This is a genomic window from Mycobacterium sp. (assembly GCF_025933915.1).
Lineage (GTDB): Bacteria > Actinomycetota > Actinomycetes > Mycobacteriales > Mycobacteriaceae > Mycobacterium.
The window spans coordinates 1-13,966 of the sequence record NZ_JAICZA010000026.1 but is presented as its reverse complement, the minus strand read 5'-3'; the positions used below and the strand labels follow the sequence as shown (position 1 = coordinate 13,966).

12 protein-coding genes are annotated in these 13,966 nt (G+C 65.1%); 10 read left to right on the top strand and 2 right to left on the bottom strand.

Going from position 1 to position 13,966, the window contains the following annotated elements:
* Positions 1-19: 19 nt before the first annotated feature.
* Positions 20-622, bottom strand: coding sequence for a TetR family transcriptional regulator (locus Q0W90_RS06430; protein ID WP_297599401.1), 603 nt, complete (start codon positions 620-622; stop codon positions 20-22).
* Positions 623-925: 303 nt separating this feature from the next.
* Between Q0W90_RS06430 and Q0W90_RS06425 the strand changes: the two genes are divergently transcribed.
* From Q0W90_RS06425 to Q0W90_RS06380, 10 genes are read left to right on the top strand one after another with little or no spacing between them, the layout of a single operon-like run.
* Positions 926-1,768 carry an ABC transporter permease gene (locus Q0W90_RS06425; protein ID WP_297701005.1) on the top strand — a complete coding sequence of 281 codons (843 nt, stop codon included), beginning with the start codon at positions 926-928 and terminating at the stop codon, positions 1,766-1,768.
* Positions 1,769-2,632 (top strand): ABC transporter permease, encoded by an 864-nt coding sequence (locus Q0W90_RS06420; RefSeq protein ID WP_297599399.1) that lies wholly within the window; start codon positions 1,769-1,771, stop codon positions 2,630-2,632.
* Positions 2,633-2,655: 23 nt separating this feature from the next.
* Positions 2,656-4,227 carry an MCE family protein gene (locus Q0W90_RS06415; protein ID WP_297773687.1) on the top strand — a complete coding sequence of 524 codons (1,572 nt, stop codon included), beginning with the start codon at positions 2,656-2,658 and terminating at the stop codon, positions 4,225-4,227.
* Positions 4,224-5,279 carry an MlaD family protein gene (locus Q0W90_RS06410; protein ID WP_297599397.1) on the top strand — a complete coding sequence of 352 codons (1,056 nt, stop codon included), beginning with the start codon at positions 4,224-4,226 and terminating at the stop codon, positions 5,277-5,279. Before Q0W90_RS06415 ends, Q0W90_RS06410 begins: the two co-directional genes overlap by 4 nt.
* The gene (locus Q0W90_RS06405) at positions 5,272-6,327 is read left to right on the top strand and encodes an MlaD family protein (RefSeq protein WP_297773685.1); all 1,056 of its coding nucleotides are present in this window, start codon (positions 5,272-5,274) and stop codon (positions 6,325-6,327) included. Before Q0W90_RS06410 ends, Q0W90_RS06405 begins: the two co-directional genes overlap by 8 nt.
* Positions 6,324-7,463, top strand: a complete 1,140-nt coding sequence (locus Q0W90_RS06400; RefSeq protein WP_297773683.1) for an MCE family protein — start codon at positions 6,324-6,326, stop codon at positions 7,461-7,463. Before Q0W90_RS06405 ends, Q0W90_RS06400 begins: the two co-directional genes overlap by 4 nt.
* Positions 7,463-8,698, top strand: coding sequence for an MlaD family protein (locus Q0W90_RS06395; RefSeq protein ID WP_297773681.1), 1,236 nt, complete (start codon positions 7,463-7,465; stop codon positions 8,696-8,698). The genes Q0W90_RS06400 and Q0W90_RS06395 overlap by 1 nt, the downstream gene beginning before the upstream one ends.
* Positions 8,695-9,954, top strand: coding sequence for an MlaD family protein (locus Q0W90_RS06390; protein WP_297773679.1), 1,260 nt, complete (start codon positions 8,695-8,697; stop codon positions 9,952-9,954). Before Q0W90_RS06395 ends, Q0W90_RS06390 begins: the two co-directional genes overlap by 4 nt.
* Positions 9,955-9,985: 31 nt before the next feature.
* Positions 9,986-10,720, top strand: a complete 735-nt coding sequence (locus Q0W90_RS06385) for a DUF3329 domain-containing protein (protein ID WP_297773676.1) — start codon at positions 9,986-9,988, stop codon at positions 10,718-10,720.
* Positions 10,717-11,484 (top strand): mannan-binding family protein, encoded by a 768-nt coding sequence (locus tag Q0W90_RS06380; RefSeq protein WP_297773673.1) that lies wholly within the window; start codon positions 10,717-10,719, stop codon positions 11,482-11,484. Before Q0W90_RS06385 ends, Q0W90_RS06380 begins: the two co-directional genes overlap by 4 nt.
* A gap of 98 nt (positions 11,485-11,582) precedes the next feature.
* Here Q0W90_RS06380 and metH read toward each other — a convergent pair.
* Positions 11,583-13,966: methionine synthase (metH, locus tag Q0W90_RS06375; protein WP_297773670.1), on the bottom strand; the 2,384-nt coding region annotated here is incomplete at its 5' end.

The following is a 13,966-nucleotide window of genomic DNA, read 5'->3' as shown; positions in this document are numbered from 1 at the left end:
CGGGTTTCGAGCCGCTCCGTCAGTCGAATCCGGCGAGGGTGAGCCGCAGCGCTTCTTCCAATTGCTCGTGAAACGGCGGCCTCTCGTCCATATCCGAGGTCAGCCATCCGTCGAGGACGAATTGGACTGTGGCCAAACTGGTGTGGACCAACAATGCGGGCCGGACGTCAACCATCGCGTCGACACCCATCCGGTGCGCGACCTGCTGGATCAGGTCGCCGTGATCGGTTTTGCTGACCAGCACGGATTTACTCAACAGGTGGGGCGCGGTGGCGACGGCGAGACGCCAGGTTTCGAGGTTGTCAACCTTGCTGACATCCCTGGCGTGCGTGACGAACAGTTGAATCAGCGCTTCGACCGGCGACTCGTGTGGCGGCCTGGCGCGATAGGAACCCACGATCTCGGCGGCGGCCTCTCGGACCGGATCAACCAGCAACCCCTCCTTGGTGGGCGCGTAGCGGAAATAGGTGCTGATGGAGATTCCGGCGGCCGCAGCGATGTCTTCGGTCGTCACCGCCTCGAAGCCGCGTTCGGCGAACAGCTGATGCGCGGTCTGCTGGATCTGGGTCAGCAGCTCGGCGCGGCGTCGGTCCCGCAATGAACCGGTGTTTGCTGAGGGCATGCCATCACCTTCGTCAATCCGACATTCAACTCGGGCGGTATCGTCCGGTGACGAACTCAGATGAGTGACTCTACACTATTGAAAGTGCCTATCAAGTAGGTTAGTGTGATGCGGCACACACCATTGAACTGCGAAGTCGTGGTAGCTGTCGACCCTATTTGAATAAGATCGTGCTCGATGGCCGCTCAACGTCTTCCGCTCGGCACTCATGCTTAGGGGTGGGAAGAGGGCCGATGAAAGCGGTAGCTGGTACGCGATGACCTGTGCCATTGGTTTGCTAGGCGGGCTGCAGGTCACGCCGCTATGACGACGACCCAACTCGATGGCGTCACCGCCATCCGGAACTGGTCCGTCGGGTACGTCAAACGTCACCCGGTCGCCTCGCTGACGACGGTTGGTGAACAGTTCGTCCTGGGTGTGCGCACCGTTCAATATTTCTTCTTCGACCTGATAACCGGGCGATTTCAATGGCACGAATTCGTCCGGCAGGGCGCGTTCATGGCCGGTACCGCCGTGCTGCCGACGATCCTGGTGTCGCTGCCGATCGGCGTCACCCTGTCCATCCAGTTCGCGTTGCTGGCCGGTCAGGTCGGGGCCACCTCGCTGGCCGGCGCGGCCAGCGGGCTCGCGGTCATTCGACAGGGGGCGTCGCTGGTGGCCGCGGTTCTGATGGCATCGGCTGTCGGGTCGGCCATCACCGCCGATCTGGGTTCGCGCACCATGCGCGAGGAAACCGACGCGATGGAGGTGATGGGGGTCTCGGTGATCCGGCGGCTGGTCGTCCCCCGCTTCGCGGCGGCGGTCATGGTCGGTGTGGCCCTCACCGGTGTCGTGTGCTTCGCCGGATTTTTCGCGAGTTACATGTTCAACGTGTACTTCCAGGACGGCGCGCCGGGCAGTTTCGTGTCGACGTTCGCGTCGTTCGCGACGACCGGCGACATGGTGCTGGCGCTGCTGAAGGCCGTCGTGTTCGGTGCCATCGTGGCCGTCGTGTCGAGCCAAAAGGGCTTGTCCACCAAGGGCGGACCGACGGGTGTCGCGAACTCGGTGAACGCCGCCGTCGTCGAGGCGATCCTGCTGCTGATGATCGTCAACGTCGCCATCAGCCAGCTCTACGTCATGTTGTCGCCCCGGACGGGGCTCTGAATGACGGCGTCGGCTTATGAGCCTTTTGCACCGATTACGCTCCCGTTGGTCCGGCTCTATCAAAGCGGCAAGGCACCGATCATCCGCCTCGGCCATCTGCTGGTCTTCTTCGTCCGGGCGGCGGCCGCCGTGCCACTTGCCTTGCGCCAGTACAGCGGCGAATTCTTGCGACTGCTGTCGAACATCACCTGGGGCAACGGCTCGATCGTGGTGGGTGGGGGCACCGCCGGCGTGGCCGTCGTGCTCGGCATGACCGTCGGCGCACTCGTCGGGATCGAGGGCTACAACTTTTTGGACCTGCTCGGCCTCGGACCCGCCACCGGGTTCGTCTCCTCGTTGGTCAACACCCGGGAGCTGGCACCGCTGATGGCCTCGCTCGCCTTCGCCATGCAGGGCGGCTGCCGCTTCACCGCCCAGCTGGGATCCATGCGCATCGCCGAGGAGATCGACGCGCTGGAATCGATCGCGATACGCCCGATCCCCTACCTGGTGACCACCCGGCTGATCGCCTCGGTGGTGGCGATCGTTCCGCTGTATGCCGCGTGCCTGGCGATCGGGTATCTGAGCACCCAAATGGTGGTGGGAATCAGCAGTGGCGGCTCGACCGGCTCCTACCTGCATTACTTCACGCTGATGCTGGCCGGCCAGGACATCCTTTATTCGCTGATCAAGGCCGTCATCTTCGTGTGGATCGCGTCCACCATCCAGTGCTACTACGGGTACTACGCGAGCGGCGGTCCCGAAGGCGTCGGGGTCGCCGCGGGACACGGCATGCGGGCCAGCATCACGGTGGTGATCATCGTGAACATGCTGCTCACCATGGCGCTGTGGGGCGTCGACTCCGGCGCAAGGTTCGGCGGGTAGGCCCGTGGCGAGGTCGGTGGAAGATGCCCAATTCCCTTGAGCTGGACGGACGCGGCCCGTCGGACCGGCAGCTGTTCGGCATCGGCATCGCGGTCGTGGTGGTCAGCGCCCTGGTCACCATCGCGATGTTGGTCAAATCCACTGGCAGGCTGAACGATTACGTGCGGGTGGTCGCCGATCTGGTCAACGTGGGCGATGGCCTTCCGCAGAAATCGGACGTCAAATACCACGGCGTGCTTGTCGGAATGGTCAACGACGTCGTCCCGGCGGCGCATGGCAAACCCAACTATGTCCACATCGACCTCAAAGAGGAATACGCCAAGTCGATTCCCGCCGCCGTGACCGCGCGCGTGGTACCGAGCAATGTGTTCGCCGTGTCATCTGTCCAGTTGGTGGGCAATGGCCCGGGGGCGAAAATCCGCCAGGGCGCGCATATTCCGGAGGACAAGCAGCTGCCGACCGTGTTGTTCCAAACGACCGTCAGCAAATTGCGCGACCTGCTCGCCGCCGCGGGGCGCGGCCGCGACGACAGGTCCGTGGGGATCTTGGCCGCCCTGGGCGCCGCCACCGACCACCGCCGCGTCAGCCTGCTCAATGCCGGTGCACAATTGAATCGCCTTCTCGACCAGCTCAATTCGATTGTCAGCACCGACACCGGCCCGTCGACCGTGTCCGCGCTGCTGGATGCGACGAGCGGGCTCGCGCAGACGGCCCCCGATCTTCTCGACGCATTGCACCAGGCCGTCGAGCCGATGCGGACCTTCGCCGAGACGCGTGGCCAGCTGGCCGCGCTGCTGGCGGGCGCCGACTACACGGTGGGCACGACACGCCAATCGTTCGACAACCACATCGACCAACTCATCCGGATCACCACCGATTTCACGCCGGTGCTGGGCGTGTTGGCGCAGAAGTCGAACAACTTCGTGCCCGCGGTGACCAAATTGGACAACCTGGCCAACCAATTCATGGAGCAGGTCTGGAACCCGGAGAAAAATCTGGGCAACATGCACGCGATGCTGACGTTCACGCCCAGTTCCACGTACACACGTGCTGACTGTCCGCATTACGGCGAGCTGAAGGGGCCCAGCTGCTATACCGCACCGCTGATTCCGGTGCGGCCCGATCTGCCCGAGGTGCTGCTGCCGCAGAACTATCACCCGCCCAAGGATCTCGCGCCGCCGCCGGGCACCGTGATCGGTCCGGACGGAAACCTGGTTGCCGTGGGACCGCCGCTGGTCAACCCGAATCCCAATTTGACCGATCCCAATCCCCCGCTGGCCCCGGGGATTACGCCGTCGCCGCCCGTGCCGGGGAGCGCGAATCCTGACAACCCGTCGCCGGGGGCGCCGGCGACCCCACAACCGCACCAGCCGTGGGTCGCGCCGGTGGCGCCCAAGGCGCCGTGGATTCCGCAGTCCTCGTTTGGGGGCTCTCATTTCGGGGGGAATGTGGGACCGGTTGGCAGCCAGTACGAACGAAACATGTTGGGCGTGATCACCGGAGCGCCCGCCACGCCGGCCACCGAGCTGCTGCTCGGTCCGGTGGCTCGTGGAAGCACGGTGTCGCTAGCTCATCCGCCCGGGGAGGCCAAATGAAGTTTCGCGGCCCACTCATCGCGTTGGCCCTGTTCATGATCGTCTCGTTGACGCTGACCTGGCTGGTCTACGTGAGCCTGCGGCGTGACGTGGCCGGCGACACGGCCCGGTATTCGGCCGTGTTCACCGATGTGTACGGGCTTCGCGAGGGTGACGACGTTCGCATGGCGGGAGTGCGCGTAGGCCGGGTCGAAAACGTCGAGCTCGATGGGAAACTGGCGAAAGTCTCGTTCGTGGTCCAGCAAGAACAGCGGCTGTTCGGAAACACCCTCGCGTCGGTTACCTACCAGAACATCGTCGGCCAGCGTTACCTCGGACTGTCTTTGGGCAAGGAAGGCAGTCCGGAGCTGCTTCCCCCGGGCAGCACCATCCCGCTGGAACGCACCGAGCCGTCTTTCGACGTCACCACGCTGCTCAACGGCTACGAACCGCTGTTCAGCCTGTTGAACCCCCGCGACGCCGACAACCTCACCAAGGGCATCATCGCGTCGTTGCAGGGCGACACGTCATCGCTGGCCACGCTGGTCGGCCAGACTTCCACTCTGACAGACACATTCGCGGGTAGGGATCAGGCCCTCGGCAGCGTGATCACCAACCTCAACAAGGTGGTGGGCAACCTCGCGGAGCAGAACGACAATCTCGACGGTGTCATCACACAGACCCGCAGCGTCGTCGCCGAGCTCGACCGGCGGCGCCCCGACCTCGTCGCCTCGGTGGGTTCGCTGGCGCGGGTGACCGGCCGACTGTCGACCTCGGCGTCCGACGTGTACCCGGCGTTGCGCGAATTCATCGACCGCCAGCCCGGTGTCACCAGACACATCATGGACGTCGAACCGCAGGTGGCGTTCTTCGGCGACAACATCCCGCTGCTGCTGAAGGGACTCATCCGGGTCGGCAATCAGGGCGCCTATGGCAACGCCTATGTGTGCGACGTGAACTTCTTGGGGTTCTTCCCCGGTCTCAACGATGTCGTGCCGATCATCATCAATGCCGCCACACCGGGAAACCGGGCGTGGCACACCCCGCGATGCAGGAGCACGGTCGATGGCTGACAATTCTGTGCGGCAGCGGCTTTCGAGGATGAGGCAACGTCCGCTGGAAAGCTACAACAAGACGTGGCTGGGGTTCATCGCCGTCGCGGTGGTCGCGGTGGTGATCGGAGTCATGCTGTTGGTGCATGCCGTCGGTGCCGGATACCGGCATTACACCGCGGAGTTTCTCCAAGCGGCCTCGCTGCGGGCCGGTAACCCGATCGTGGTCGCGGGCATTCCGGTGGGCAACGTCACGAGCATGAAACTCGTTGGCGACCATGTCGAAGCGGGGCTGAAGGTTCGGGACAACATCGCGCTGGGCAAGGACTCCCGCGCGCGGATCAAGGTCACCACCATCCTGGGTTCGCGCTACCTCGCGCTCGAACCCAACGGACCGGCACACCTGCCCAACAACACCTTCGACGTGGCACACACCGAGGTGCCCTACGACCTGCAAGCCGCACTGCAGGACGCCACCACCACTTTCGAGCAGGTCGACTCAGACAGGTTCGCCCAGTCGCTGGCGGTGCTGGGCAAGCAACTCGAAGGTCTGCCGGCGGTTGTGCCGCAGGCGATCACGAACATCAACACACTGTCGTCGATCATCGCGGTGCGCCGTGACCAGCTCGGACAGCTACTGCGCAGCACCGAGCAGGTGACGAACACGCTGCGACGCCAGCAGGCCGGCATCGGCAACCTGGTCAACCAGGGCCAAGACCTGCTGGGCCAGTTCGTCGCGCGACGCGCCGTTTTCCACGCGATGATGCAATCGCTCTCGAGTCTCGTCGACACCATGAGTCAGCTCGTGGTCAACGACCGAGCGGGCCTGGACTCGTTGATCAAAGACATGCGGGACTTCACCGACTTGATGTCTGCGCACGACGACCTGCTACACAGCATGCTGCAGATCAGTCCGATCTTCTTTCGGGAGGCGGCCAACCTCACGGGTGAAGGCAATGCGGTCAACTTCAACGCTCCCAACGTTCCATTGATCGACTCGTGGATGTGCGCGATCAGTGGCCGCGCCAAACAGTTCGGCATGATTGAGTACTTCAAGGACTGCAAGTGAAGGGCCTCTCGAACACGGCTGGGACCGCCCTCGCCGTCAAAGTGGTGACCATCGTCGCCGCCGTCGCGACAATCGCCGCGGTGGTCGGCACCGGCTGGTGGTTCCTGCGCTCCGACGAGGACACGATCACGGTAACCGCCCAATTCGACAGCGCCTCAGGACTTTACGAGGGAAACGTGGTCGCGGTGCTGGGCATGCCGGTGGGCAAGGTCACCAAAATCAACCCCAAGGGCGGCTACGTCGAGGTCGACTTCACCATCGACCGCCACGTCAAAGTTCCCGCCACCGCGCAGGCGGTCACGGTGTCCACCTCCATCCTCACCGACCGGCAGATCGAACTCACGCCGACCTATCACGACGGGCCGACCCTGCAGAACCACGACACCATCGGGCTGCCCCGGACCAAGACACCCGTCGAATTCAGCAGCGTCCTCAACGTTTTGGACAAGGTGACGAAGTCACTCGAGGGCGACGGCCACGGCGGCGGGCCGATCGCCGACGTGCTGGGCGGCGCCACCGAGGTGGTCAACGGCAACGGCGAAAAGATCAAAGCGGCGCTGGGCGAGCTGTCCAAGGCGCTGCGCCTGTCCAGCGACGGCGGTGCGGCAACCCGCGAGCAGATCACCACGATCGTCAAAAACATCAGCACCCTGTTCGACGCCGTGGCCGCCAACGACACGAAATTGCGCGAATTCGCCTCCACCATCCACCAAGTCAGCCAGATCATGGCGGACGAGGACCTTGGCACCGGCAGCACGGGACGCAAACTCGACCACCTGATCCAGCGGGCCGGCGACCTGCTCGACGCCAACCGCGACAACGTCAAGCAGGTCGTCGTCAACGGCAGTACCACCTTGAAGACCGTGGCCGACCAGCGCCGCGATTTGGCGGAACTCCTGGATGTGGCCCCGATGCTGGCCGACAACGCCTACAACATGATCGACCGGGCCAACGGCGCCGTCCGGGCGCGCTTCCTCACGGATCGCTTGATCTTCGACAGCCAATACACCAAAGAGATCTGCAACCTGATGGGCCTTCGGCAACTGGGATGCAGCACCGGGACCATACAGGACTTCGGCCCCGATTTCGGGCTGACCTATGTGCTCGACGGCATGGCCGCCATGGGGCAGAAGTGATGACCGCTGGCACGCGGGGACTGCCGGCGGTGCTGGCCGCGGCCATGGTTACCGCGGGATGCGCCACGAACGGCCTTGCCAGCCTGCCCCTTCCGGCCCCAGGAGTGGGTTCTGGGGGCTACTCGTTGAACGCGGTGTTCTCCAACGCGCTCAACCTGCCGATGAACGCCAAGGTCAAGCTCGGCGGCGCCGACGTCGGGCAGCTCGAATCGATGATCGCACGCAACTACACCGCGGTCACCAGGCTTCGGATCAGGGACGGCGTGCAACTGCCCCGCGGCAGCACCGCCGAATTGCGAACCGCAACACCACTGGGCGACGTGTTCGTCGCGCTGAAACCACCTGCCGACGATCCCGCGGCCACGCCGCTGTTGCGCAATGGCGACACCATCGGCCTGGATTCCACCGCGGCCGCCGCGACCGTCGAGTCGGTGCTGAGCTCGGCGGCAATTCTGGTGAACGGTGGGGCGGTACGCAATTTCACCAACATCATCAACGGTTTCGGCAAGGCGACCGGTGACCAGGGCCAGGCGTTCGGGGACATGATCCGCAAATCCAATGAGCTGCTCGGGACGCTGGACTCCCGGTCCGATCAGATCAAGAACGCGTTGACCCAATTGTCGCGTCTGGCCGACCAACTCGACGCCAAGAATCACACCATCAGCGACCTGATGGCGGCTGCCGGTCCAGCCACTTCGGCCCTGGCCGACAACACCGCCGAGCTTTCCAATTTGGCCGTGCAGGTGGGCGACACCTCCCGGTTGCTGGCCAGGTTCCCCTCGATCGGCGGGACCGACACCAGCGGCCGCAGCGTGATCCGCGACCTGAACACGGTCGCCGGCGCCGCCAACGACGTTGCCGTGAGCCCGGACACCAGCTGGCTGTCGGTGAACCGGCTGATCCCCCCGTTGGTCAAATCGACTGCAGGGAACTCGATTTCGGTGAACGTGAGCGTGGACAAGATCCTACTCGGATCGCTCCCCGATATCGGATTCCCGGGTGACATCGGGCTACACGGACCGCACCACTACAACGTGAACCTACTCGTCGGCACCCTCAAGTACACCCTGTGGCGTCTGCAGGAACGCGTGGTCGGCCGGGGGCCGAATTCGCCGCAGGTTCCCGTCATCCCGGACCCAACCATCCCCGGCCAAATCGATGTCGCCCCCGGACCCCCACCGGCACCGGCCTTGCCGCCGGGGCCATCCGAGCCGCCGCCGGGGCCGCAACCATGATCCGGGTCCTCGCCGACTTCGCCAACCTCGTCGTGCGGACGGTGCGTACCGGCCACCGGCAACAGGTTTGGCTGTCGGTGGCCGGATTGGTGCTCATCCTGGTCGTCGCCACCGCCTACCTGCTCATCGGCGCGTTGCGGGTGACGCCCTTCGCCTCGTCCTACCGGGTCACCGTGCAATTGTCGGAATCCGGTGGCCTGCTACCCAATCAGGATGTGGCGCTGCGGGGGGTCCGCATCGGCCGTGTCGAGTCGCTGCAGATCACCGACAACGGGGTGAACGCCATCGCCAGCATCACGTCGAAGGTGCGGATCCCGGCGAACAGCGTCGTGCACGTCTCGGCACTCTCGCCGGCCGGTGAGCAGTACATCAACTTCGAAGCCGCATCCGACGCCGGACCGTATCTGCACGACGGCAGCCGCATCGCCCTGGACCACACCACCGTCCCCGTCAGCCTGGCGCGGTTGCTCGGCGACGCCGACGGGCTGCTGGCCCAGGTGGACCCCCACAAGATCGAGTTGATCAAGAAGGAACTGAGCCTGAGCAAGGAGGGCCCGGCGAAGCTGACCGCCATCGTCGACGGCGGCACGTTTTTGCTTTCGACGCTTGATTCGGTACTGCCCCAAACCACCAGCATCATCAAGACCAGCCGGGCCGTGCTCACCCTGGCAAGCGACAAGAATTCCGGCTTGGGCGCTGCCGCAACGGAACTCGACCAAACACTCACCGGCGTGGCCAGGATGCAGGCCGGCTATCGTCGTTTGACTCAGCAGACGCCGCGCACCCTGTCGGCCGTCGACAATCTGTTCGCCGACAACTCCGACACGATGGTGCAGTTGCTGGGCAGCATGGCCACCATGTCGCAACTGTTGTATCTGCGGGTCCCCGCGCTCAACGCGCTGTTCCCGGACTACCGGGGGTCAGTCTTGGACGCGGTGACGAGCGCCTTTCACGACAACGGAGTCTGGGCGATCGCCGATCTCTACCCCCGCTACGTATGCGACTACGGGACCCCCTCGCACCCGCCCTCGGCCGCCGACTACTACGAGCCGTTCATGTACACCTACTGTCGCGACGACGACCCCGCCGTCTCGATCCGGGGGGCCAAGAACGCACCGCGGCCGGGAGGCGACGATACCGCCGGCCCGCCGATGGGCGCGGACCTGGGCCGCAGAACGGATCCGACCCCCAAGGGCCGCTACACCATCCCCACCCCCTACGGCGGCCCGCAGCTGCCGATCGAACCGCCGCACTAGGCCCCAAACCATCCGAGCCGATCCCTAGGAGATGATCGTGATCGTGACCTCCAAAAAGAATCCGAAGTCCGAGGCAGTGAAAGCGGACGCCGAATTGGCGGACGCCGCGCCCGAGGAGGCGCAGGTCGACGACGTTGTTGACGAGGTTGACGAGGTTGACGAGGTTGACGAGGTTGACGACGAGACCGCCGGCGCGGCCGGTGAGCCAGACGGTGAACACGACGAGGGTGGGCTGCTCAAACGCAAGCGTCCTGAGTCCGAGCGCCGGAAGCGGCCTTGGAAACAGGACCTGAAGCAGTATCTTCGTCGCAGCATCCTGCCGCTGTTACTCGTTGCCTCACTTGCTGTTTCGGGGTTTCTGGGATCGCGGCAGTGGCAAGAGCATCAGGTCAAGCTGGCCGGTGAGCAGGCCCAACAGGCGGCCATCGCTTACGCGCAGGTGCTGACGAGCATCGATTCGAACAGGGTGGACGAGAACTTCAGGCAGGTGCTCGACGGCGCGACCGGCGAGTTCAAGGACATGTATACGCAATCCAGCGTCAAACTCCGGCAGCTGCTGATCGACAACAAGGCGACCGCGCACGGGGTGGTGGTGGACTCGGCCATTCAGTCCGAATCCACGAACAAGGTTGTCGTGCTGGTGTTCATCGACCAGACCGTCACCAACACGGCCGCACCCGACCCGCGCATCGATCGGAGCAGGATCAAGATGACCATGGAAAAGGTCGACGGCCGCTGGCGGGCAAGCAAAGTGCAGCTGCTGTGATCCGCCGGCTCGTAGCGGCCGTCGTATTGGTCGCCGCCGCAACGCTTTCCTCCACCGCCCACGCGCACGCATCGGCCCCGTCGTTCTGTGGCGAGCTCGGCGGCGACTGGGACGGCCGGTACTGCCACACCTCGGTGACCTCGGAACGCAACGCCGTGCGCGACATCAAGGTCGCCGTGCCCGAGGACCTGGTCGACAATCCGGCGACGGCCCCGGTGATCCGCGACTACCTGCGCACCCTGGTCAACAACTGGCGAAATGCCAACTCCAGCATGGCCGCCGACAGCTACGGCGAGGAGAACTTCGAGGTCTTCCGGCACGCCAACCTGCTCAGCGCGGTGTTTCATGAGGACTATCACGCCGACGGGCCCAAGCCCAACAACGCCTACCGGACCTTCACGTTCGACATGGCAAGCGGCAGACGGGTGCAGTTGGCGGATCTGACGACGTCAGATCCGCTGACCGCCATTCCCCCACTGGCTCAACCGTTTGTCCAAACCGCGCTCGATCAGGCGCCGCCGCCGCACGACCCCGGCACCTACCCGTTCGTCGTGGACCGCTGGACGCCGGACAAGGTCTACTCCGGGGCGTACAAGGCCTGGGCGGTGACGCCCGACGAGCTGATCCTCTACATGCCGGACTACCCGGTGGGCCACGACAGCCCGATCAACTTCACGCCCGGCGTCATGCAGTGGTACATGGACGGCGGTACCGTGCAGGCGCATATCCCGCTGTCCGCCTTGGCTTCCGTGCTGCGCATCTAAGCGGAACGGCGCACGCCGCGAGCGTGCACGGATTGCCACCCGCAGCGGCGTGTCGCCGTACAAACACGCACGCTCGCGAGGGGCGGCGCGATCAGCGCTCAGTCCTCCGGGTTGTAGCCGAGGTTGGCGCCCAGCCAGCGCTCGGCTTCGGGCAGGGTCCAGCCCTTGCGCTTCGCGTAGTCGGCGACCTGGTCCTGGGCCATCCGGCCGACCACGAAATATTGCGACTGCGGGTGCGAGAAATACAGGCCGCTGACGGCGGCACCGGGCCACATCGCCATCGACTCGGTCAGCTCGATGCGGGTCCGCTCGTGGACGTCCATCAACTTCCAGATCGTCGCCTTCTCGGTGTGCTCCGGGCAGGCCGGGTAGCCCGGGGCGGGGCGGATTCCCTGGTACTTCTCACCGATGAGCGCCTCGTTGTCCAGCTGCTCGTCTGGCTGGAATCCCCAGAACTCCTTGCGAACCCGCTGGTGCATCCGTTCGGCGAAGGCCTCCGCCAGCCGGTCGGCGACCGACTCCAGCAGGATCGCGCTGTAGTCGTCGAGATCCGCCTTGAACTCCGCGATCTTCTCGCCGCTGCCGAGCCCCGCGGTGACGGCGAAGGCCCCGATGTAGTCGGCCAGACCGGTCTCCCGGGGCGCGATGAAATCGCCCAGCGACCGGTTCGGGATGCCGTCGCGGTGCTGGCCCTGCTGGCGCAGGTTGTGGAACATCGTCAGCACCTCGGTACGGGTGTCGTCGGTGTAGACCTCGACGTCGTCTCCGACCGCGTTGGCCGGGAAGAACCCGATCACCGCGTTGGCTGTCAGCCACTTCTCCTTGATCAGGGTGTCGAGCATCTGCTGGGCGTCGTCATACAGTTTGCGGGCAGCCTCGCCCGACGCCGGGTTGTTGAGGATGTCGGGGAAGCGGCCCTTCATCTCCCAGGCGTTGAAGAACGGCTGCCAGTCGATGTACTCGCGCAACTCGGCAATGTCGTAGTCGAGAAACTCCCGCACGCCGAGGCCCTGTACGGGTACCGGCGGCGTGTAGCCGTCCCACTCGATCGGCGTCCGGTTCGCGCGGGCCTTCTCCAGCGGCACCATGGGCCGCTCGTTCTTCTGGGCGTGCCGTTCCCGCAGGGATGCGTAATCCTTCTCGGTGGCCTCCAGCAGGGCGGGACGCTGCTTGTCGTCGAGCAGCGCGGCAGCGACCGGCACCGAGCGGGACGCGTCCTTGACCCAGATCACCGGGCCGCTGCGACGCGGCGCAATCTTCACGGCCGTGTGGGCGCTCGAGGTGGTCGCGCCGCCGATCAGCAGCGGGATCTGCAGGCCCTCGCGTTCCATCTCGGCGGCGAAGCCGGCCATCTCGTCCAGCGACGGGGTGATCAGGCCGGACAGGCCGACCATGTCGGCGTCGTACTCATTAGCCGCGGCCAGGATCTTGTCCGCGGGCACCATCACCCCGAGGTCGATCACGGTGTAGTTGTTGCACTGCAGCACGACCCCGACGATGTTCTTGCCGATGTCGTGAACGTCGCCCTTCACGGTCGCCATCACGATCGTGCCGTTGGTGTGGTCGGCTTCGCCGGGCTGCTTCTCCGCCTCGATATACGGCAGCAGGTAGGCCACGGCCTTCTTCATCACTCGGGCCGACTTCACGACCTGGGGCAGGAACATCTTGCCCGCGCCGAAGAGGTCGCCGACGACGTTCATGCCGTCCATCAGCGGGCCCTCGATCACCTCGATCGGCCGGCCACCCGCGGCGGCGATCTCGGCCCGCAGCTCCTCGGTGTCGTCGTCGACGTGGGCATCGATGCCCTTGACCAGGGCGTGCGTGATCCGCTCGCGGGCCGGGAGGCTGCGCCACTCGGCGGCCGCGGGATCTTCGGCCTTCTCGGAGCTGTTGAACCGTTCCGCGATCTCCAGGAGCCGTTCGGCCGCATCCTCGCGACGGTTCAGGACGACGTCCTCGATGCGCTCCCGCAGCTCGGCGTCGATCGAGTCGTAGGGCACCAGCGCACCGGCGTTGACGATGCCCATGTCCAGACCCGCCTTGATGGCGTGGAACAGGAACACCGCGTGGATCGCCTCGCGGACAGGGTTGTTGCCCCGGAACGAGAACGACACGTTCGAGATGCCGCCGGAGATGTGCACCCCGGGAAGGTTTTCCTTGATCCAGGCGCAGGCCTCGATGAAGTCGATCCCGTAGGTCGCGTGCTCCTCGATTCCGGTCGCCAGCGCGAAGCAGTTCGGGTCGAAGATGATGTCCTCGGCCGGGAAGCCGACCTCTTCGGTCAGGATCCGGTAGGCGCGCCCGCAGATCTCCTTGCGGCGCTCCAGGTTGTCGGCCTGCCCCTGCTCGTCGAAGGCCATCACGACGACGGCGGCGCCGTACTTGCGGCACAGCCGTGCCTCGCGGATGAACTTCTCCTCGCCCTCTTTCATGGAGATCGAGTTGACGATCGGCTTGCCCTGCACGTTCTTCAGGCCCGCCT